Here is a 21598-nt window from a genome sequence, read left to right on the forward strand (position 1 = left end):
TGGCACCGGGCCTCTCACCCACGGGAGTCGATCATGCAACGTCCGGTTCCTGCTTGCCGTGCGGTGCGCCGGGGCGGGGCCGGCCGGCCGGGACCGGTGCGGTGTGCACCGTCGGACGACGACGTCGGCTGGCCGAGACGAGCACCGGCGGCCCGCATGCAGCGCCGCCGGCCCGCCTGAAGCACCCGCCGGCCCGCCCTCGCGGGGGCGGGCCGGCGGGTGACGGCGTGTCAGGGGGTGCGGCGGGCGCAGGGCCGGCGCATCAGTGCCGGGGCACGCCGGGGGCGGGGTGCGGGGCGCGGCGTACGCCGGTTTCGAAGGCGTAGATGGCGGCGTGGACGCGGTTGCGCAGGCGCAGCTTGTGCAGCATGTTCTGCACGTGGGTCTTGACGGTGTGCTGGGAGAGGCTGAGGGTCTGGGCGATCTCCCCGTTGGACAGGCCCCTGGCCAGCAGGTGGAGTACCTCGGCCTCGCGCTGGGTCAGTTCGTCGGGGCGCACGGGTGACAGGGGCGGCGGCGGCCCGTGGGGCGGGGCGGGGGCGAAGGCGTAGCCGGCCGCGGCGAGGATGACGGCGGCGGCGAGCTGTCCGGCGCTCGCGGTGCCGGGCAGTTCGCCGTGGACGCCGGCCGGTGCCCGGGCCGGTGGTGCGGCGCCGAGCACGACCGTCTTGACGTCGTCGCCGGCCGCCCGGGCGAGCATGTGGTGCTGGTCGGCGCTGAGCGGGCCGTGGACGACCAGGACGTGGGGGCGCGGGCCGTGCAGGGCGGTGGCCAGGTGCGGTCCGGGGGTGCTTTCGCCGGTGACGCGGATGCCGGGGTGTCCGCTCAGCAGGGTGGTGATGCCGACGCGGGCCAGCGGGTCGGTGGCGACGACGTGGACCCGTACCGGGTGCTCGGGGCCGCCGGCCGGCCGCGGCTGCGGCCGGACCGGGGCCGGGGCCGGGGCGGGCAGGACGTGCAGGGTGGCGTGACGTTCCTCCATCGGTGCCTCCTCGCCCGCCGGCGTGCCGGTGCGCGGTCGGGTCGGTGCGGTGGCGTCATGGCCGGTCAGGCGGCGAACAGGTCGAACGTGGAGGTGCGCCGCGGGCCGGCCAGCACGTCCAGCTGCGGGTCGACGGAGAGCATGGCCTGGTGCATGCGCTGCAGTTGCGGTGACGGCTCGACGCCGAGTTCGTCGATGAGCCGCATCCGCAGCCTGCGGTAGACCTCGAGTGCGGTCGCCTGCCGGCCCGAGCGGTAGAGCGCCACCATGACCTGTGAGTGCAGTCCTTCGTGGTGGGGGTGGCGTGCGGTCAGTTCGGTGAGTTCGGCGATCAGTTCGGCGTGCCGGCCCAGGCGCAGGTCGGCGTCGAGGCGCCGTTCGACGGTGGCGAGCCGGCTCTCCTGCAGCCGCATGACCTCGATGTCGAGGACGGGGCCCACCCGGACGTCGACCAGGGGGGCGCCGCTCCACAGGTCCAGTGCGGCGCGGAAGCGGGCGGCGGACGTCTTGTTGTCGCCGGCCTCGAAGGCGCTCTGCCCCTCGCGGGCGAGTTTTTCGTACTGGTGTACGTCGACGCAGTCGTCGTCGACCTGGAGCAGATAGCCTCCGTGCCGGGTGGCCAGGATGTCCTTGGCGCCCGCGGTGGAGCCGGGGCCCATGGCCGTGCCCAGGCGTCTGCGCAGCTGGAGTATGTAGGTCTGCAGGGTCGTCAGGGCGCTCGGTGGGGGTTCGGTGCCCCAGAGTTCCTCCATGAGCGTGGGGACGGGCATGACCCGGCCCGGGTAGAGCGCCAGCAGCGACAGGATCTGCCGCGGTTTACCGGCCGTCGGAACAATCGATCCCCCGTTGACCTCGGCACTCAACGGACCCAGAATTTGAATCTTCATGGTGGCCTCCGCACCTCGTCGAGTTCCTTGTCCAGTTCCTTTCGGTGGCCAGAAATCTCCGCCGCTGTGCACGCTAGCGGCCGGTGGGCCCCTCGAGGGATTTCCTGTACCGGATCTCTAGCGGAATTCCACGTGCGGTATTGCGCGGGCCGTTTTTTCGTCTCGAGAACACGTGTACCGGCGCTGGAGTGAGGAACGGGTTCCGCTCCGGTGGCGCTGCTCATGGCGGGTGTTTCCGCAGTTCACGGGCATGGTCACCGGGGGCGGGGAGAAAGGGGGGAGGGTGGTGGAATTCCGCGCGCCGGCGGCCTGCGGAAAAAGAGGGGGGGCGGAGGATGTGCCGGCGCGGGCGGACAAAAAAGGGGGGGCGGCCCGGCGTCCCGGCATCCCTGGCGGGGCGGGGTGAAGGGGCCGTCAGCGGACCGGGAGGGGGCGTGCGGCGGTGAGTGCGGGTGCGGCCGGCGCCATGGTCTCGGGGGCGGAGGTCAGGACGGACTGGCGCAGCCGGCGCAGCCGCGGGGAGGGTTCCATGCCCAGGTCGCGTCCGAGGGTGGTGTGCAGCCGCTGGTAGGCGGCCAGGGCCTCGCCGCGCCGGCCGCTGTGGTGCAGGGCGAGGATGAACTGGGCGTGCAGGTTCTCGTGGGCGGGGTGGCGGCTGGTCAGGACGGTGAGTTCGGCGAGGACTTCGCGGTGGCGTCCCAGGCGCAGGTCGGCCTCGATGCGCTGGTCCAGGGCGCACAGCCGGCTCTCGGCCAGGCGTCTGGCCTCCATGGTGAGCTGGGGGCCGGCGGGTACGTCGGCGAAGGCGTCGCCGGTCCACAGCTCCAGGGCGGCGCCGAGGGTGCGGGAGGCGCCGGCGAAGTCGCCGGCGTCCATGGCCCGGTAGCCCTGGCCGGCCAGGTGCTCGAAGTCGCGTACGTCGCTGGTGCCGCCGGCGCGGGCCAGCAGGTAGCCGCCCGGTGTGGTCGCCAGCAGGTCCTTGGGGCTGCGGGCCTCGGGCCGTGCGGTGTCCGCGCCGGGCCGGTCCTCGCGGGCGAGGGCGGCGGCGATGAGGTCGCGCAGCTGCAGGACGTAGGTCTGCAGGGTGGTGCGCGCGCTGCGCGGCGGGGTGTGCGGCCAGAGTTCCTCGATGAGCGCGCCGACCGGTACGACCCGGTCCGCGTGCAGGGCGAGCAGGGCCAGGACCTGCCGTGGTTTGGGTGCGGTGGGGGCGACGGACACCCCGTTGTGCCGCACGTCCAGTGCGCCCAGTACGTCGATGTCCACGCCGTCTCCCTTGTCCGCGTGCGCCGCCGGCCCCTCCACGATTTAAAAACAGCACGTACGGTATGTCAATGCGGGGCCGGGGCTCCCCCGCCGTCGCGGGGCGGGATTGGCCGGAAAGCGGAGGCACCGCCCTCCCCTTCGGGGGAGAAACTCCTGTTCGAGGCGGGCCACGTGGGCGGTCGCAGGCGGGGGCGGGGTGAGCGTGAGGCCGCTCACCCCGCCCGGTTGTCCTGATCACCCCGGAAAGGATCACCCGTAAACAGACCTTACGGTCTGGTAGGGGTGTTACTGGGGTGGGTTGCCGTGCTTGCGGGAGGGCAGGTCGGCGTGCTTGGTCTGCAGCATCGCCAGGGAGCGGACGAGGACCTCGCGGGTCTCGGCGGGGTCGATGACGTCGTCGACGAGGCCGCGTTCGGCCGCGTAGTAGGGGTGCATCAGCTCGGCCTTGTACTCCTTGACCATGCGCGCCCGCATGGCCTCGGGGTCCTCGGCGCCGGCGATCTGGCGGCGGAAGATGACGCCCGCGGCGCCCTCGGCGCCCATCACGGCGATCTCGTTGGTCGGCCAGGCGTAGGTCAGGTCGGCTCCGATGGACTGCGAGTCCATGACGATGTAGGCGCCGCCGTAGGCCTTGCGCAGGATCAGCGAGATCCGCGGCACGGTGGCGTTGCAGTAGGCGTAGAGCAGTTTGGCGCCGTGGCGGATGATGCCGCCGTGCTCCTGGTCGACGCCGGGCAGGAAGCCGGGCACGTCCAGGAGGGTGACGATCGGGATGTTGAAGGCGTCGCACATCTGCACGAAGCGGGCGGCCTTCTCCGACGCCTCGATGTCCAGGACACCGGCCAGGGCCTGCGGCTGGTTGGCGACGATGCCGACGACCTGGCCGTCCAGGCGGGCCAGCGCGCAGATGATGTTGCGGGCCCAGCGCTCGTGGACCTCGAGGTACTCGCCGTCGTCGACGATCTCCTCGATCACCTTGGCCATGTCGTAGGGCCGGTTGCCGTCGGCGGGGACGAGGTCGAGCAGGGCCTCGCCGCGCCGGTCGGCGGGGTCGGCGCAGGCGGTGTGCGGGGGGTTCTCGCGGTTGTTCTGCGGGAGCAGGGAGAGGAGGTAGCGGACCTCGGCGAGGCAGGTCTCCTCGTCGTCGTAGGCGAAGTGGGCGACCCCGGAGGTCTCGGCGTGCACGTCGGCGCCGCCCAGGCCGTTCTGGGTGATCTCCTCGCCGGTGACCGCCTTGACGACGTCCGGGCCGGTGATGAACATCTGCGAGGTGTCGCGGACCATGAACACGAAGTCCGTCAGTGCCGGGCTGTAGGCGGCGCCGCCCGCGCACGGGCCGAGCATCACCGAGATCTGCGGGATGACCCCCGAGGCCCTGGTGTTGCGCTGGAAGATGCCGCCGTAGCCGGCCAGCGCGCTCACGCCCTCCTGGATGCGGGCGCCGGCGCCGTCGTTGAGGGAGACCAGCGGGGCACCGGCCGCGATGGCCATGTCCATGATCTTGTGGATCTTCGTGGCGTGGGCCTCGCCCAGCGCGCCGCCGAAGATGCGGAAGTCGTGCGCGTACACGAAGACCGTGCGGCCCTCCACCGTGCCCCAGCCGGTGATCACACCGTCCGTGTACGGCTTCTTCGCCTCCAGCCCGAACCCGGTCGCCCGGTGCCGGCGCAGCTGCTCGACCTCCCGGAAGGAGCCCGCGTCCAGCAGCAGCCCGATGCGCTCCCGGGCGGTCAGCTTGCCCTTGGCGTGCTGCGCCGCCGTGGCCTTCTCGCCCGGCCCGGCCGCCGCCTGGGCGCGGATGCCGTGCAGTTCCGCGAGTCGGCCGCGGGCGTCTGCCGGGGCGGTGGGGGCCGGTGCGGCAGCAGTGGTCGTCGACATGTCGTCAGTTCCTTTCTGGAATCCGGCCGGGTGTCACTGCCAGCTGCGCGATCCCCGGTGGCCGCTGGGGCGCCGGCTCCACCGGGCCCGTCCGGCCGGCCGGTGGCCGGTGTCGGTGGCCGCCCGCTGCTGGAGCGCGAGCAGCAGGACGGCGGTGAGCGCGGCCAGTTCCTCGTCGCTGGCCCGGCCGCGTTCGATGCGCAGGGCCGGGTGTGCGTCGGTGTCGTCCATGGGTGTCCTCCAGCCTTTCGGGCCACCGTCCGCCACGCCGCTCAAGAGGTGCTCTCGGCCCGCTCGAGGACCGCCGGCCCGGCCGTCATCCGCTGCGGGCCCGCACCGCCTCGAGGGCGCCGGCCAGGGCGCGGGCGGTGGCGGTGCTGTCGCCGGTCCCGGTCATGACCACGAGCGGGCCCTGGCCGCTCGTCGCGGCCATCCGGCGGGCCAGGGCGTAGGCGGCCGGGGCCGCCGGGCCGCAGCCGCACACCACCAGCCGCCGCGGCGGGCCCAGCAGGTCGCGCAGGGCGGGCGGGGCGACGTCGTGGGGGCCGCTGACACCGAGGGCGACGATCCTCTCCGGTCCCTCGTAGGTGCGGGCCAGTGCCTGGTGGATGCGGGGGGTTGTGCCGGGGACCTGGACGAGGCAGACGACGGCCGCGTGGGGCCGGCCGGGCCGCAGCACCGTCAGTCCCGGCCGCCGGCCGGCCGGCTGCGGGCGGGCGATGCGGGGCACCTGCGCGGCGGGCAGCAGCTCCAGTACGTCGGCGACGCGGGCGGGACGGCCGTGGTCGTCGTGGTGGTCGGGCAGGCAGCGCAGCAGGTGCAGGCACTGCGACAGGGTCGCGGAGGCGTCGGTGTCGTCCAGGCGGGCCCGGTCGTACAGGGCGGTGAGCACCAGGGCGCCCTCGGTGTCGTAGTGGGCGCCGAGGGTGACGGGCACGGTGGTGTCGCCGCCGGCGCTGTGCACCGCGCTCATGCCGATGCCCTGCGCGGCGAGTTCGGCCCGCAGGTGCTCGGGCAGGCGGGGGTGGCTGTCGAAACGGACGGTGGTCTGGGCCGGGTCGCCCTCGCGGCCGCTCCAGCGCCGGGCCCGGTCGCCGGAGACCCAGGCGTAGCCGGTCATCTCCAGGGCGGCGTCGCGGGCGCCGAGCAGCAGCTCGGTCAGCGGCCGGGCGGGGTCGACGGTGACGGTCATCGGCAGGGCGTTGCCCAGCAGTCCGGGGACCGAGGCGGCGTAGCGCATCGCCAGGTCCCGGCCGGACAGGTGCACGCCGAAAGCGACCGGCAGCGGCCCCGCCGCGCCCGCCGCCCGGTACAGCAGCAGGGACCACACCACGTGCAGGGCGCTGCTCTCGCCCGCTCCGCGCTGCGCGGCCCAGGCCCGCAGCCGTGCGGTCTGGGGCGGGCGCAGGCGGCGCTGGATGCGGCCCACGCCGCCGGTGCGGGACGCGCGGGCGGCGGGCCGGCCCGGGCTGACGGCGGCGTGGGGCGGCGGGGCGGCAGCCGTGACGTAGGCGCGGGCGGCGGCGGTGTCCTGGCCGGACAGCCAGGCGGCGTGGTCGCGGACGTCGGGGCGGCGTTCGCCGCCGGGCAGGGTGCCGCCGCAGAGGTAGGAGCGGTAGAACTCGGTGACGAGCAGGCGGGCGCCGCGCTCGTCGAGCAGGGCCCGGTGGTAGGTGACCAGCACCCGGGTCGGCGTCTCGTCGCGGGCGCCCGGCCCGGCCGGCGGTCCTTCCAGCAGGTCCACCCGCAGCAGCGGGGGCCGGTACAGGTCGAAGCCGCGGTCGCGTTCGCGGCGCAGCAGTTCGCTGAAGCGGACGGTGCCGCGCAGGTGCCGCACGACGTCGACGGTGACCTGCTCGTGCAGGACGAGCCGGGCGGTGCCCGTCCAGTCGAACGACGAGCGCAGCACCGCCTCCCGCTCGGCGAGCGACTGCCAGGCATCGGTGAACCGGGTGACCTCCAGCGGCCCCAGCCAGTCCCAGAACAGCTGCTCCACGTACCGGCCGCCGCCGGCGGGGCCGGTCACGGCCGCGAGCAGCACCTCACGCTGATGCCCCGTCACCGGCACGGTCCGCGTCCCCGGAGCGGCCAGCAGATCGGCCAGCAGGTCCGCAGCGAGCCGGCCCCCCGGGTCCGCCGGGTCCGCCGGGTCCCCCGGGTCCGCCGGGTACGCCGGGTGCGGCGGGTACGCCGGGTGCGGCGGGTCCGCCGGGTGCGGCGGGTGCGGCGGGTGCGGCGGGTGCGGTGGGGTGATGCGCAGGAGGTGCCGGCCGTGGGGGCCGTCGTCCAGCTCGACGCGGAGGGCCGGGTCGCGTTCGGTGATCCGGGCGGCGACCGCGGCGGCCTCGGCGGCGGTGCGCGGCCCGCACAGCTCGAAGACGAGCGGCGCCCCGGCGGATGCCGGGAGCGGCTCGTGGACGACGGCGTGGACGGCGCCCGCGGGCGCGTGGTCGCTGCTCATCCGCTGCCCCGCGCGCCGGCCCGCCCTGCCCCCGCCGGGCGGACCGGCCCCCTGCCCTGCTGTTCACCTCGTGTGTGCACCGCTTCGTCTCCTCGCCGGGCGTGAGCGGCCCGCTCATCTGCCGCCGGACACGGACCACGGCCCCTGCCCCTGCGGCCCCTGCGGCTGGCCCTGCGCATGCCCCTGCCCTTGCGCATGCGCCTGCCGGCGCCTCTGCCCCTCCTGCTTCGGCTCCGGCTCCGGCTTCGGCTTCGGCTTCGGCTGGTGGCGGTGTGCCTCGCTGACCAGGAACCGGTCCTGCACCACGTGCGTGGCGAAGGACCATGCGCCGTGCTCGTCGCCGTCGAGCGCGGCACCGTCCTCGGCGTCGAAGGTGAAGCCGAAGGCGGTGAACCGCCGGCGCAGGCCCTGTCCGAGGGCCTTGGTGTAGGCCTCCTTCAGCGTCCACAGCCGCAGGAGCCGGCCGGCGCGTTCGCTCTCGGGCAGGGCGGCGAGCCGTTCGGCCTCCTGGGGTGTGCACATCTGCTCGCGCAGGGCGGGCCAGGGCACCGGCCGGTCCACGGGTTCGGCGTCCACGCCGACGGGGCCGTCGCGGCTGACGGCGACGGTGATCAGCTCGCCGGTGTGGGCCAGGCTGACGTGGACGTCGGTGTCCAGTCCGCGCAGCAGCGGCCGGCCGCCCAGCCGGTAGGCGAGGTCGAGGCGGTCGGCGGGCACCTGGAGCGCCGCGGCCGCGGTGTGCTTGAGGACCAGGCGGGAGACGGCGAACGCCAGCCGGCCGGCCGCCTCGGGGTGCTGCCGGTAGCGCGGCCAGTCACGGCCGAGGAGGGTGCGCAGCGCGGGGTCGAGCAGGGCGGGGGTCAGCCACTGGCCCCACGTCGTGTGGACCACCGCCCGGCCGGTCTGCTCGACCCGGTCCTGCACCGGCTCCCACGGCCCCTGCGGACCGGGCACGTGGCAGGGCGGCATCCCCCGTGCCACCCCGGACCCGCCACCCGCCCACCCAGGGCCCGGGCCCGGGCCTGGGCCGGAGCCAGAACCGGGGCCGGGGCCGGGGCCGGGGCCGGGGTTGGAGCCGAACCCAGGACCGGGGTCGAGGCCGGGGGCGGGGTTGGAGCCGAAACCGGGGCCGGGGTTGGAACCGGAGCCGGAGCCGAGGTTGGAGCCGGGGCCAGGGGCGGAACCGGAGCCGGGACCGGGGCCGGGGCCGGGGCCGAGGTCAACACCGGAGCCGGGACCGGGGCCGGGGCCGGGGCCGAGGTCAACACCGGAGCCGGAATCGCGGCCGGGGCCAGGGCCGGGGCGGGGGCGGGGGGCGGTCACCACAGGGCCTTGGTGGCGTACACGTCGCAGTCGACGCCGCGGCGGGTGCGGGTGCGCAGTTCGTCGAACAGGCCGGTGTGCACGTCCGGCAGCGGGCCGGGCAGCGGTGTGCCGAGGCGTTCGGTGATCCGGGTCAGGGCGAGCAGTGCCCAGTGGGGCCGGCCCAGGAACCGCAGCCGGGCTTGGGCTGCCGCTTCGTGCACGCCGAGGACGGCGGCGGCTGTCAGCAGCAGGGCGTGGCGGTCGGCCAGCGCGCGGGCGGCCGGGTCGGCCGGGCCGGCCGCGGCGGGCCGGGCGGGGGTGGTGCAGGCCTGGTGCAGTAGCCGCTGTTCGGTCGCCAGGCGCCGGGCGGTGCGGGTGAGGGCGGCGGTGACCGGATCCGCACCACCGTTGTCGTGGTGGGGGTGGGGGTGGGCGGCGGCGGGCAGGGCGGCGGCGACGGCGCCGTGGCGGTCGGCGGGTGCGGGCAGGGTGAGGGGGGCGGGGTCGTGCAGGTGGAAGAGGGTGCCCGGCTGCGGGGTGTGCCGGGCGGGGTCGGTGAGGTGGGCCAGTGATCCGGCCAGCCGTGTCTGGCAGGCGGCGGCCGCCGTGGTGCCTGCCGCCGCCCGGTCCGCGCCGATCTTGTCCAGGAGCCTTGTTGCGGTGCTGCCGGCCGGGGGTGCGCATTCGCCGAGGACGAGCCGGAGGTCTTCGAGGACCTCGCCGGCCAGCAGCGGCACGAGGTATCCGGCGGCGTCGGCCAGGCCCGGCCCGGCCGGGGCGTCACCGGCGCCGGCGGGGTGCGGGGCGGCTGCCCGCAGGGCCAGCGCGGTCAGCGTTTCGCAGGCCAGCAGGTCGGTGAAGGCGGCGGCGAGGACGGGCTGCCACTGGGCGGCCGCGGGGCCGTGCGGGGGCAGGGCGTCGACGGCGCGGGCGGCCAGGCGCAGGACGCTGCCGGCCGCGGCGCACAGCCCGGCCGTTTCCTGCAGGCCGGCGGCCGGCCCCGCTGCGGGGCCCGCGGGCTCGGGGCCCCAGGCGTGTCCGAGGGCCAGGTCGCGGCGGAAGAGGGGGCGCAGCAGCCGGGCGTGCTGGTCGGCGCCGTGCGCCCGGGCGGGCCGGACGGCGTCGAGGGCGCCGGCCGGCGGGGCGGGCGGGGTGCGGTGCGCCCGGTGGTGCAGGGCGGGCCATCCGTAGGGGTTGGCCGGGTCGGCGGGGTCGCCCAGCAGGGCGTCCAGGTGCAGCGCGTCCAGGGCCACGTGGACGGTGGGGGGCAGGTCGGCGTAGGCGCGGGCGAGCCGGGGCGGGCCGGGGGCCGGCTGCCGGGTGGCGGCGCGTGGGCCGGGGCGGGTGCCGGGCAGGGACAGGGCCATCGCCGGCCTCCTGGTGTTCCTCGTCGCGGTCGTCGCGGTCGCGGTGTTCGGTGGTGTGGTCATCGCAGTCGTCGTACGGCGCTCTCGGCGTGCCATCTGGCCAGCGTCAGTGTTTCGGTGCTCGCCCGGCCCAGCGCCGCGCGGACGTGCCGGCGGGTGTCGGCGAGCCGGACGGCGGAGGCACCGGCGGTGGCGCCGGCGGTGGTGGCGGCGGTGGCGGCGGCGGTGGCGGGGGTGGTGGTTGCGGCGGTGGCGGGCTGGGGGTGCAGCAGGACGCGGTGGGCGGAGACGGCCCGTACGCCGCCGTCCTCGGGCTGCAGGGACCACTCCCCGCTGTGGGCGGCGATCGCGCCGGGGGTCGTGGTGTGCCGGTGAATGATCCGTGCGGCGTGCGGGAAGCACAGCCGGACCAGGTGGGTGGTGAGGGTGCGGCCGGTTTCGGTGGCGCAGGTGTCGAGGGCGGCGAACTGGATGCCGGGCTGGTCCTCGCGTACCTCGGCCCGTTCGACGTGCGGCAGGAGGCGGGGCCAGTCCTCGATGCGGTAGAGGAAGTCGTAGACGACTTCGGCGGGGCCGCGGATGTGGAGGCTGTCCTCGAAGGACAGCAGCAGTTCGTCGAGCTGCTGCCAGGATTCGGCGCCGGCGCGTACCCGTTCCGTCTCGGCCCGGGTGTCCGGCGGGAGGGTGCCGGTGCCGGCGGGGGGCGGCCGGTGCTGCAGGGTCAGCAGGCATTGTTCGCGGCCCTGGGGGCGGACGGTCCAGGTGCCGTGCAGGGGGGCGCCGGGCAGGAGCGTCTCGTGCTGTTCGAAGTCGATGCTCAGCGCGGCGGGCCGCAGCAGGCGCCGGGCGAGGGTGGAGCGCACGTGGCCGTCGCGCAGGTCCCACAACCGCAGGTGTTCGTGGGTGGCGTCGCCGGGTGCGGGGGCGAGGTCCATCCGTTCGACGTGCAGGTGCCCGGCCAGCAGCAGCGGCCAGCTGGGGGCGTCGGCCAGCAGGCCGTAGACGACGTGGGCGGGTGCGGCCACGGGCACCGTGTGCTGGACGGGGTGCGCTTGCTGCCACACCATGCGTCATCCCCTCCTGGCAGGTTTGTTGCCACCGTGCACGCACCGGCTGGAGGGGCGCTCGATCCGCGCCGGAGGAGCGCCGCGCGGCGTTCTGTCGCCTCTCAGCCCACGGCAGCGGGCGGCACGGGGGCGGGGCGGGCGGGCACCGGATCGGGCCCGGACATCAGGATGGAACGCTGGAGCTTGCTCAGCGCGGCCGACGGCTCCAGGCCCAGGGTGCGCACCAGGGTGGCGCGCAGCCGCTGGTAGGCGTCGAGTGCCTCGCCGCGGCGGCCGGAGCGGTACAGGGCCAGCATGTACTGGCCGTACAGGCTCTCGTGGGTGGGGTAGCGGCTGACCAGCACGGTCAGCTCGGCGAGCAGTTCACGGTGCCGGCCCAGGCGCAGGTCGGCCTCGATGCGCTGGTCCAGCGCGCACAGCCGGCTCTCCTCCAGGCGTTTGGCCTGCGTGGCGAGGTGGCATCCGGTGTGGACGTCGGTGAGGGCGGGGCCGGACCACAGGGCGAGCGCCTCACGCAGCAGGCGGGCGGCCCGGGGCGGGTCGTCGGCGTCCATGGCCCGGTAGCCGGCCCCCGCGAGCCGCTCGAACTCCCGCACGTCGCTGACACCGTCCCCGGCCTTGAGGAGATAACCGCCGGGCACGGTCAGCAGCACGTCCTTGGCCGAACGCGGCTCGGCCGGCCCGCCGCCGTGCTGCAGCGCGGCGGTGATCAGCTCCCGCAGCTGCAGGATGTAGGTCTGCAGCGTCGGACGCGCACTGCGGGGCGGCGCACTCCCCCACAGCTCCTCGGCCAGCACACCCACCGGCACGACCTGGCCGGCGTTCAGAGCGAGCAGGGCCAGCACCTGACGGGGTTTGGGAGCCGTCGGCGTGATCGAGACGCCCTTCTCCCGCACGGCGAGTGTGCCCAGTACGTCGATGTCCACGCCGTCTCCCCCACTCGCCCTGGCCGCCTTCTGGAGCGGTTCCCTAGCATCACCCCATTAAAAAACAGCACATGCGGTTTGTCAATGTGCGAGAAAGCGGCCCACCCGGAGTCGACCGGGACACGAGCGGGACTGCACCCCCTCACCGAGCAATGCGCACGGACGAGGAGATAAGGGACACCGGTGCCGGGTGGGGCCCGGTGGCCCCTCACCGGCCACACCCGGTTAACCAACCGGGTGCGCTGTTTACTGGATGTTCGCTGCAGACCCGCCCCCGACGGACCAGACGCGGCACGCCCCGGGGACGCGGAGGACACCGTGCCGCCCGGGGATACGGGCGGGCACAGCGCCCCTGGCCGGGGAAGAGTGCGGGCGCAGCGCCCCGCCGGGCCTCCCCGGCGGGCGCAGCGCCCCTGCCGGGGAGGCGAGAGACGCCGCGCCTGCCGGGGGCACGGGGGGGGCGCGGTGCCGCCCGGGGGCCGGGGGCGCGGTGGCCGCCCGGGGATACCGGGACGGAGGGACACCGCGCGCCCGCCGGGGACACGGGGGGCCGCCTGGGGGCCGGGGGCGCGGTGGCCGCCCGGGGGACGAGGGGTGCGGCGCCTGCCGGGGATGCGGAAGTGGGGGGACGCGGCGCCTGCCGGGGGCGGGAGGGGGGTGCCGCCCGGGGGTGCGGGGGTGGGGGTGGGCCCCGGTGCCGGGGCGGGTGCGTTATCCGGGGGGTGAGGGGGTGGGAGCGGGTCCGGGGAGTGTGGGGGCGGGAGCGGGTCCGGGCAGTGTGGGGGTGGGAGCGGGTCCGGGGGGTGCGGCGAGGGGCGGCAGGAGCAGGCTCCAGAACTGGTCCAGACGCTCGCCCGACAGCCAGGTGCCGTCCGCGGCGCCGAGCGCCTCGAAGCCGGCGGTCGCGGCCGCGATCACCGTGGTGGCGGCGTCCGGCGAGACGTCCCGGGCCAGCTGCCCCGCCCGCTGCGCCTTGAGCACGAACTGGCGCACCCGCCCGTGCCACCAGCCCAGCAGCTCGGCCCCGTTCTTGCGCGAGGGGTCGGCACTGAGGCGGAAACCGGCCCGCACCACCGGATCCCGGACCACCGCGTCCAGCAGGGCCGCCGAGGCGTCGACCAGCGACTGCAGCGGGGACCCGGCAGCGGCGGCGCAGCGCTCGGCCAGCTCCCGCACCGCACGCGCGGCATCCTCCTCCACGGCCCGGGCCAGGTCGTCCTTGCTGGCGAAGTGGAAGTGCAGCGCCCCGGAACTCACCCCGGCCCGACGGCTGATCGCGGTCAGCGAGGCCAGCGCGTACCCGTCGGCGGCGAACACCTCGGCCGCCGCCAGGACCAGGGCCCGGCGCGTGCGCGCCGACCGCTCCTGCTTGACCATCACGTCCCTCCTCATGGCACAGCGGAACAGGAATGGATCACTCCCCCCGGCCGCGCGGCCCGCGGCGTTCCCGTTCCCGGGACAATAGCAAACCGCATGATCGGTCTGTTTACCAGGTTGTCGACACGACCGCGCGGAGGAAGAGCCCCGGCCGGGGCCCGGGCCGGACACCGGGACACACCGGCAGGCAGACGCGGCCCGCCCCCGGACGGGGCCGCTCCGCCCCCGGCCGGAGACAGCAGGGGCCGGCGGGGAGGCGGGACCCGGGCACGGTCCGGACGGCGCGCGGGAGACCGGCGAAACAGCTCTTTCAGTATGTTCCGGCGGGGCGGCGGGCCGGCCGGCGCCCGCAGCACCGCGCCGGCACGGACCGGACCGTCCGGCGGCACCGACGCACCGCGGAGCGGTGCGGGACGGCACGGGAAGAAGCGGAGGAAGAAACTATCCGGCTGGTTTTGTTCGGCCGTCCTGTCCGGCGGGATACCAGGGACCGCACCCGGCCGGGACGGCGCGGCCGGACAGGACGTGGCGGAGAGCTGCACCGCAGAGAGCGGGGCCCGGGACACACGGCGGGAACTGCGGCGAGGACCTTTGAGCGCTGCCGGCAGAGGGCTGCGCCGGGAGCCGGGAGACCGCGTCGGGGGCCCGGGGGCTGCGATGTGAGCAGGGGGCTGGGGTTGCGTCGGGGGCGGGAGGCTGCGCGGGGTGTGCGCCCCCGGGGTGTGTGCCCCGGGGGGCGGGGTCAGGCTTCGGTGGGCACGAGCTCTGCCTGGCGGGCCCGTTCGACTTCCTCAATGACCCGCAGGCCCCGGTCGGCGGCCGTGTCCAGCCTGATCAGGGCCGCGGGTGTGGCGATGGCGGGGAGGATGTGGTTGAACAGGGTCATCACCCGCTCACCGAGGTCGGTCATGTCGGAGACGGCTTCGGAGAAGATCTGTGTGCCGAGCCAGGCCCCCAGGAAGACTTCCGCGGTCTGCGCGGGGTTCACGTGGGGCAGTACCTCGCCGCGGTCCTTGGCCGCCTCCAGGTATCCCCGGGACAGGTCGATCCAGGCCGGCCAGGCGCTGCCGAACAGCCGCCGGCTCTCCAGGTCCGCGGACAGGCGTATGCCGGCCAGGAGCACGGCGTCCCGGGGGATCTGGTGGGCCAGCGTCATGCCCGCGTCCACCCACTCCTGGAGCTTCAGCTCACGCGGCACCCAGTAGTCGGTGGTGAGCTGGGAGTCGATCACCCCGCGGGCCAGGGCCTGCTTGGAGTCGAAGTGGAAGTACAGCGCCCCCTTCGTCACACCGGCCCGCTCGAGGATCTCCGCGATGGTCGCCGCGGCGTAGCCCCGCTCGGCGAAGACCTCCGCCGCGGCCCTGATAACAGCACGACGGGTCCGTACTGCACGTTCCTGGCGTGCCATGGGGCGCTCCTCGAGGAGGATTAAATACCGAACGTTACGTACCTTACCTTCCCGACAGTGTCTGCCCCGGGGCCGGGCGGGTAATCACCGCCCGGCCCGCCCGGACCCGGCGCACCGGATCCACCGGCGCACCCGGCGCCGCCCCGCACACCCCCCGGGGGGTGTGCGGGTGCGGCGGCGGCGTGCATCCGTGGGCGGGCGGCGCCAGGCGGGCCGGCGGTGCGCCCGGGGGGGGCGGACGGTCCGGGTGCGGGCGGGTGTTCGGCGGGTTTCACCAGGCGGTGCGGCCGCCGTCGACGGCCAGGGTGGTTCCGGTGACGAAACTCGCCCGGTCGCTGCACAGCCAGGCCGCCGCCTCGGCCACCTCCCTGGGGTCGGCGGCCCGGGCCTGGGGGGCCGAGGCGCAGGAGCGGGTGCGTGCGGCCGGGTCGGCGGCGAACCACGCGTCGATCATCTCGGAGCGGGTCAGTCCCGGGGCGATCGCGTTGACGCGTATGCCGTGCGCCGCGTATTCCACGGCGGCGGCCTTGGTCAGGCCGATCACGGCGTGTTTGGAGGCGATGTACGGGGCGGCCACCGAGGAGGCCACCAGCCCCCCGACGCTGCTGGTGTTGACGATCGCTCCCGAGCCGGCCGCCAGCATGGCGGGGATCTCCTGGCGCAGGCAGTTCCACACGCCGCGCACGTTGGTGTCCATGACCGTCTCGTAGGCCGCGTCCTCCGTCAGGTGCAGGGGCTTCTTCTCCACCGCGGCGCCGGCGTTGTTGAAGGCGGCGTCCAGACGGCCGTAGCGGTCGACGGCGTGTTCCACGGCATGGCGGACCTGCTCGGCATCACGTACGTCGGCGGCCCGGAACACCGCCCGGTGACCGTCCTTCACCAGCTGCGCGGCCAGGGCACGCAGCCGGCTCTCCCGGCGGGCGACCAGGACGACCGCGGCCCCCTGCTCGGCGAACACCCGGGCCGCGGCCGCCCCGATACCGCTGCCGGCCCCGGTGATGAGCGCGACCCTCCCCGCCAGCGGACCCCCCCGGACACCGGTCACGACAGCACCTCTCTCACCGACACAACCGACACAACCGGCACGGGCAGCGCGGGCGGCGCGGGCGGCGCGGGCGGCACGGGCGGCGCGGCGGGCGCGGGCGGCCGGGCCGCACCGGCGCAGACAGCCGGCCCACGGCCGGCGGCAGAAGCGGCAGCGGCGGTACCGGCGTGGGGAGCGGCAGCGGCAGGGGCGGCGGGAGCAGCACTACCGGCGGCAGGAACGCCGGCGGCGGTGCCGGCGTGGGGAGCGGCGGCGGGCAGGGGGTTGGCGGCGGCCGGGGGGCCGGCGGCGGGAGCCAGGGTGGGCGGGGTGAGGGTGGTGGACGGGGCGGGGGTGGTGGGGGGCCACAGGGTGCCGGCGGCGGACTCGCGGGCGACGGCGCGCAGCATCGTGTCGTCGATGTCGGTGAGTCGGTCCGCCAGGTACCTGACGCCGGCCTCGCGCATCAGGCGCCGCTGGAAGCCGTGGGCGAAGCGGGAGGGGCGGCCGATGAAGGCGACACCGAGGTCCCGGGCCCGTTCGGCGACGCCGGCCACGTCGTCGATGAAGAGGACCTGGTCGAAGCCGAGATGGAAGACGTCCCGGGTGATCTCCTCGATCCCGGGGCGGAAGGCGTCGGTGCAGATGTAGCGGGGGCCGGTGAAGTACGGTGCCCACCTGCCCAGATGGCGCTCGAAGTGAGCGTAATCCAGGCCGCCGTAGCACACGATGTCCAGCCCGGCGGCGCGCAGCCGCCGCAGCAGGGCGAGCGCCCCGTGCATCACCCGCACCGGATGCGTCCTGACATAGCGTTCGCGTTCACGGAAGTAGGCGTCGATCACCTCCTTCGGGTCCTGCCCGCACCGGGCAGCGTCGAGGAAGACGCGGGCGGCCTCGTGCCGGGGCCGGGAGAAGACCGCACGCTCGAAGTCGGCCGTGTAGGCGACCTGGTGGCGCACGGCGAGTCGGTGGATGACCGGACTGAAGGTGTCGTTGAGCAGGACGCCGTCGATGTCCACGGCGGCCAGCCGAAGGCCGTGCAGCGAAACAGCAGACATGAGAAGGGTCTCTTTTCTGGACGCGGGATACCTCAGGACACAGGTCTCAGCAGCACCGGAAGCGCGGTGTGGCCGCTGGAGATGAACGACTCCAGCCGGCCCAGCCGGTCCGGCTCCACAGCCAGCCGGGCCCGGGGGAAACGGTCGAAGAACGCCGGCAGCGCGGTCAGCGCCTCACACATCGCCAGCGGACGGCCCAGACAGTGATGGACACCGTGCCCGAAAGCCAGATGATCCCGGCGCGTGGGCCGGGTGACGTCGAACGTGTCCGCGTCCGCGCCGTGCGTGCCCGCATCACCGCCCGCCGCCACCAGCGACAGCACGATCGGCTCCCCCGCCGCGATGACCGTGCCGTCCAGATCGATGTCCTCAACCGCGAACCGCAGCAGGACCGTCGCCACCGGCGCCATCAGCCGCAGCGTCTCGTCCACCGCCGCCTCCCACGGCACCGCCCCCTGCCGCAGCAGACGCAGCTGACCGGGACGCGCCAGCAGCGCACACACCGCATGGTCGAGGAGATTGACCGTCGTCTCGTGCCCCGCCCCCAGAATCAGATGCAGGGTGTCCACCAGCTCCTGCTCCGACAGCCCCTGCCCGTCCTCGTCCCGCATCGCGATCAGCGCACTGGTCAGATCCGCCGCCGGCACCGCACGCTTACGCGCCACCAGCGCATCCAGCAGCCCATACAGCTCCGCCCGGTTCACCCGCGCCGCCTCGGCATCCGTCGACGTCGTGAACAGCACATCCACCACCCGGTGGAACGCCTCACTCTCCCCGCCGTCCAGACCCAGCATCTCCGCGATCACCCGGATCGGCAGCTCATACGCGAACGCCCGCCGCACATCCACCACCTCACCCGCCCCGGCCCGCTCCAGCCCGTCCAGCAGCGAAGCGGTGATCTCACCGACCCGCGGAGCCAGCTGCGCCACCCGCCGCGCCGTGAACACCCCCGCCACCAGCCGCCGCAACCGCGTGTGCTCCACACCATGCGCCGTGAGCATGCTGCGCACCGACACCCACATCGCCAACGGCCACGACTCGTCCACCACCCCCTCCCGCCACGCCGGCCAGTGCCGGTAGGCATCCTTCGACACCCGCGGATCCGCCAGCACCCGCCGGATCAGATCGAACCGGTTCACCGACCACGCCACCACACCCCCCGGCAACACCACCCGCACCACCGGCCCCGCCGCACGTAACCGCGCCGCCTCCCCATACAGATCCCGCCCGAACGGATCCAACACCACAGGACACCCCATCCCACCCACGAACTGCCTCCCAACCACTCGAACCAACACACACGGAACAACAACCCACCACCCCACAAACCCCTGCAGGGCAACGGACCAACGGACCCACAAACCCAACAGGCCCACAGACCCAACGGACTTACAGACCCAGCGGACTTACGTGCCCAGCGGACTTACGGGGACTGACGGACCCAACGGACTTACAGACGCCGGATCCAGCAGACTTACCGGTCCAGCAGACTCACGGACTCACGGATCCAACGGACGGACTTACGGGCCCAGCGGGCCTACGGGCCTACGAGTCCTGCGTCTTGCAGATACAGCGGAGCCGGCGGGCCCTGAGGCCGGACGGGCCGTGCAAACCCATCGGCCCCACAGGCCTTACGGTCCTGCGGAGCAGAGCCTCACCGGTCTTACAGGTCTTGCGCCTTGCACACCTTGCAGATACAGCGGAGCCGACGAGCCCTCAGGCCGGACGGGCCGTGCGGACAGCGCGGGCAGTGCGGAGCTTGCGGGCCGGCACGTCGTGCACCGTGCAGGTAGCACGAACCGTGCAAACCCATCGGTCCCACAAGCCTTACGGTCCTGCGGGTCTGAGCCTCACCGGTCTTACAGGTCTTGCGCCTTGCACATCTTGCAGATACAGCGGAGCCGACGAGCCCTCAGGCCGGACGGGCCGTGCGGGGCCTGCAGGTCGCGCGGGGCCTGCAGGTCGTGCACCGTGCAGGTAACACTTACCGTGCGAACCCATCAGCCCACAGGCCTCACCGGCCCTGCAGGCCTGAGCCCTACCAGTCCTGCAGGACCTGCAGGACTTACGGGTCCAGCGGGTCTTGCGGGTCCAGCGGGTCTTGCGGGTCGCGCGGCCGAGGCCGCACGGGCCGTGCGGGCCCAACCGACCCACACGTGCACGGGCCTTGCCGGCCTGAGCCCTACCGGTCCTGCGAGTCCTGCGGTCCTGCGGTCCTGCGGTCCTGCGGGTTTGAGCCCTACCGGTCTTGCGGGTCTTGCGGGTCTTACTGGTCCTGCGGGTCCAGCTGGTTTGCGGGTGGCGCGGCCGAGGTCGCACGGGCCGTGCGGGCCCAACCGACCCACACGTGCACGGGCCTTGCCGGCCTGAGCCCTACCGGTCCTGCGGGTCTTGCGGGTCCAGCTGGTTTTGCGGGTCGCGCGGGCGAGGTCGCACGGGCCGTGCGGGCCCAGCCGGCCAACACGTGCACGGGCCTTGCGGTCCTGAAGGGCCGTGCCGGGCCGGCGGTCCTGCACATCTCGGGTACAGGACCCGCCGGACCGGCACGGCCCGTACGGCCCGCCGGACGGGCACAGGCCGCACGGCCCGTACGGCCCGCTGAACCCGCTGGATCTGCACGCACGGCCTGTCCCGGCAGGCCTGCGAGCCCGGCCGGCCGAACATGCCCACGGATCCAGCGCGTCCAGCGGGCCCGCACGCCCCACAGGTCCTGCACGCTCCACCAGCGTTGCGCTCTTGCACACCCACGAGCCTCGCCGGGCCCATGGGCCCGGCAGCCGGAACCGGCTTACGGACCTCACGGGTCTCACCTTGCCAAGCCAAGCCGGACGGAGCAGACCCGGCCCACGGGCCCTTACGGACCCAGCCCGCCCCGCTCACCCAGCCGTCCTCCCAGACCGTGCGGGCCCAGCCGAACAGCCGCACCGCGAACCCACAGAGGCAGCAGACCGCCCACCACCCTCCCCCACCAGACCCGGCCCACCAGCCGGACCAGCCGGCCCAGCAGCCGCACCAGCCACCAGAGCCCGCCCGCCAGACCCCCAGAACCAGCCACACCGCAACAGCACCACCCCCGACCAACAGCACACCCAGCCGGCCCCGCACACCAGCACAACAACGCCGGACCAGACAACCACCCCACCAGCCCGACCACCAGACCCAAAAAACCCACCCCACCCCACACGACCGCCAGACCCCCACCCGCCAGAACCAGCCGACCGGACCAGCCGACCCCAGCGGGCCAGCCGACCCCGGCGGACCAGCCGACCCCACGGACCAGCAGACCTGCGGACCGCACGTGCTCCGCCGGCCAGGCACACGGCCGGGCCGGTCCACGGAGCATAAACGAAAAAACCGCGAGCTAGGTTTGTTTCGAGTTCATCCCGTACTCACCCGCCGGCAGCCCGACGGTGACGATCCGGCCCTTCCTGTGCAGAGACGGCACCGATCATGGAGAAACCCCGCCCGACCGCACCACCCAAACCGGAATGTTTCGTTCGATGCGATCCGACACTTGCCCAATCCTTTACCTCTAAGGCCCATCCAACAAAACCGGTAGGTCCGTATCTTACGGAGCGTCGTCGTCGAACACGGTTCCAAGACGGGGGTTAGAAATGAGCCTGCACACCGCCGCACACGACACCGCACCGCCCGCCCTCCCGGCCACCCCGGCCCCGCCGGAAGTGACAGCCCTGCCACGGCTGACCACCACCGTCCCCAAGGAATACGTCCACCGCGCCAGCCTCGCCGAAGTCTTCCTCACCGGCTGCACCGCCCACAGCCCCGAACGCTTCACCCTCACCGGCCAATGGCCCCGCACCCACGCCCTGTTCACCAACCCCGCCGGCACACACCACGACCCCCTCCAAGTCGCAGAAACCTTCCGCCAGGCCGGCATGTTCCTCGCCCACGCAGAACTCGGCGTCCCCCTCGGCCACCGCTTGATCATGTGGGACCTCACCCACACCACCCACCCCCGCCACCTACGCATCACCTCCCGCCCCACCGACTTCACCCTCCACGCCCACTGCACCGACATCACCTGGCGCCGCAACACCGCCACCCACCTGCGCATCCACCTCACCCTCCACCGCGACAACCACCCCATCGCCCACGGCGCCGGCACCTTCTCCACCATCCCCCCCGCCGTCTACCAACGCCTCCGCGCCCACACACCCCCCACCACCCCCCACACCCCCACCCCCCGCAACCCCCTCCCCCCCACCACCGTCGGCCGCACCCACCCCACCGACGTCGTCCTCACCCCCACCACCACCCCCCACACCTGGCTCCTCACCCCCGACCACACCCACCCCATCCTCTTCGACCACACCGACGACCACCTCCCCGGCATGGTCCTCCTCGAAGCAGCCCACCAAGCCACCACCACCACCCACCCCCACCTCACCCCCACCCACACCACCACCCACTTCCACCACTACGCCGAACACCACCACCCCACCCACATCCACCTCACCACCACCACCCACCCCCACCACACCACCCTCCACATCACCGGCCACCAAAACCACAAAACCATCTTCACCACCACCACCACCGCCCCCACCACACCCACCACCTAACCCACCACC

At 74.3% G+C, this 21598-nt stretch carries 16 protein-coding genes; 1 reads left to right on the forward strand and 15 read right to left on the reverse strand.

What is annotated here, in order from left to right:
- Positions 1 to 262: 262 nt before the first annotated feature.
- The 15 genes from ACGF3H_RS29935 to ACGF3H_RS30005 form a co-directional block, all read right to left on the reverse strand.
- Positions 263 to 982: a response regulator transcription factor gene (locus ACGF3H_RS29935; RefSeq protein ID WP_362500428.1), complete on the reverse strand. Its 720-nt coding sequence runs from the start codon at positions 980 to 982 to the stop codon at positions 263 to 265.
- A gap of 65 nt (positions 983 to 1047) precedes the next feature.
- The gene (locus ACGF3H_RS29940; RefSeq protein WP_362500429.1) at positions 1048 to 1869 is read right to left on the reverse strand and encodes an AfsR/SARP family transcriptional regulator; all 822 of its coding nucleotides are present in this window, start codon (positions 1867 to 1869) and stop codon (positions 1048 to 1050) included.
- A gap of 414 nt (positions 1870 to 2283) precedes the next feature.
- Positions 2284 to 3135, reverse strand: coding sequence for an AfsR/SARP family transcriptional regulator (locus ACGF3H_RS29945; protein ID WP_362500430.1), 852 nt, complete (start codon positions 3133 to 3135; stop codon positions 2284 to 2286).
- Positions 3136 to 3420: 285 nt separating this feature from the next.
- Positions 3421 to 5013 carry an acyl-CoA carboxylase subunit beta gene (locus ACGF3H_RS29950; RefSeq protein WP_362500431.1) on the reverse strand — a complete coding sequence of 531 codons (1593 nt, stop codon included), beginning with the start codon at positions 5011 to 5013 and terminating at the stop codon, positions 3421 to 3423.
- A 33-nt stretch (positions 5014 to 5046) separates the two neighbouring features.
- Positions 5047 to 5244: an acyl-CoA carboxylase epsilon subunit gene (locus ACGF3H_RS29955; RefSeq protein WP_362500432.1), complete on the reverse strand. Its 198-nt coding sequence runs from the start codon at positions 5242 to 5244 to the stop codon at positions 5047 to 5049.
- A gap of 85 nt (positions 5245 to 5329) precedes the next feature.
- Complete coding sequence (locus ACGF3H_RS29960) at positions 5330 to 7474, reverse strand: condensation domain-containing protein (protein WP_362500433.1); 2145 nt, start codon at positions 7472 to 7474, stop codon at positions 5330 to 5332.
- Between the two features lie 114 nt (positions 7475 to 7588).
- Positions 7589 to 8428: a 4'-phosphopantetheinyl transferase superfamily protein gene (locus ACGF3H_RS29965; RefSeq protein ID WP_362500434.1), complete on the reverse strand. Its 840-nt coding sequence runs from the start codon at positions 8426 to 8428 to the stop codon at positions 7589 to 7591.
- Positions 8429 to 8793: 365 nt separating this feature from the next.
- A complete protein-coding gene (locus tag ACGF3H_RS29970) occupies positions 8794 to 10209 on the reverse strand; it encodes a hypothetical protein (protein WP_362500435.1) in 1416 nt (471 codons plus the stop codon).
- Complete coding sequence (locus ACGF3H_RS29975) at positions 10206 to 11213, reverse strand: SRPBCC family protein (protein WP_362500436.1); 1008 nt, start codon at positions 11211 to 11213, stop codon at positions 10206 to 10208. Before ACGF3H_RS29975 ends, ACGF3H_RS29970 begins: the two co-directional genes overlap by 4 nt.
- A 101-nt stretch (positions 11214 to 11314) precedes the next feature.
- Positions 11315 to 12139, reverse strand: a complete 825-nt coding sequence (locus ACGF3H_RS29980; protein WP_362500437.1) for an AfsR/SARP family transcriptional regulator — start codon at positions 12137 to 12139, stop codon at positions 11315 to 11317.
- 711 nt (positions 12140 to 12850) lie between these two features.
- The gene (locus ACGF3H_RS29985) at positions 12851 to 13516 is read right to left on the reverse strand and encodes a ScbR family autoregulator-binding transcription factor (protein ID WP_362500438.1); all 666 of its coding nucleotides are present in this window, start codon (positions 13514 to 13516) and stop codon (positions 12851 to 12853) included.
- Positions 13517 to 14258: 742 nt separating this feature from the next.
- Positions 14259 to 14924 carry a ScbR family autoregulator-binding transcription factor gene (locus tag ACGF3H_RS29990; protein WP_362500439.1) on the reverse strand — a complete coding sequence of 222 codons (666 nt, stop codon included), beginning with the start codon at positions 14922 to 14924 and terminating at the stop codon, positions 14259 to 14261.
- Positions 14925 to 15195: 271 nt separating this feature from the next.
- Positions 15196 to 15969: a glucose 1-dehydrogenase gene (locus ACGF3H_RS29995; RefSeq protein WP_362500622.1), complete on the reverse strand. Its 774-nt coding sequence runs from the start codon at positions 15967 to 15969 to the stop codon at positions 15196 to 15198.
- On the reverse strand, positions 15966 to 17006 hold the full coding sequence (locus tag ACGF3H_RS30000) for a hypothetical protein (RefSeq protein WP_362500620.1): 1041 nt from the start codon (positions 17004 to 17006) through the stop codon (positions 15966 to 15968). The genes ACGF3H_RS29995 and ACGF3H_RS30000 overlap by 4 nt, the downstream gene beginning before the upstream one ends.
- A gap of 32 nt (positions 17007 to 17038) precedes the next feature.
- Positions 17039 to 18250, reverse strand: a complete 1212-nt coding sequence (locus tag ACGF3H_RS30005) for a cytochrome P450 (protein WP_362500618.1) — start codon at positions 18248 to 18250, stop codon at positions 17039 to 17041.
- Positions 18251 to 20620: 2370 nt separating this feature from the next.
- On the opposite strand from ACGF3H_RS30005, the gene ACGF3H_RS30010 reads away from it, so the two are divergent.
- A complete protein-coding gene (locus ACGF3H_RS30010) occupies positions 20621 to 21589 on the forward strand; it encodes a ScbA/BarX family gamma-butyrolactone biosynthesis protein (protein WP_362500616.1) in 969 nt (322 codons plus the stop codon).
- Positions 21590 to 21598 lie beyond the last annotated feature (9 nt).

The organism is Streptomyces sp. NPDC048185, assembly GCF_043202495.1.
Classification (GTDB): Bacteria; Actinomycetota; Actinomycetes; order Streptomycetales; family Streptomycetaceae; genus Streptomyces.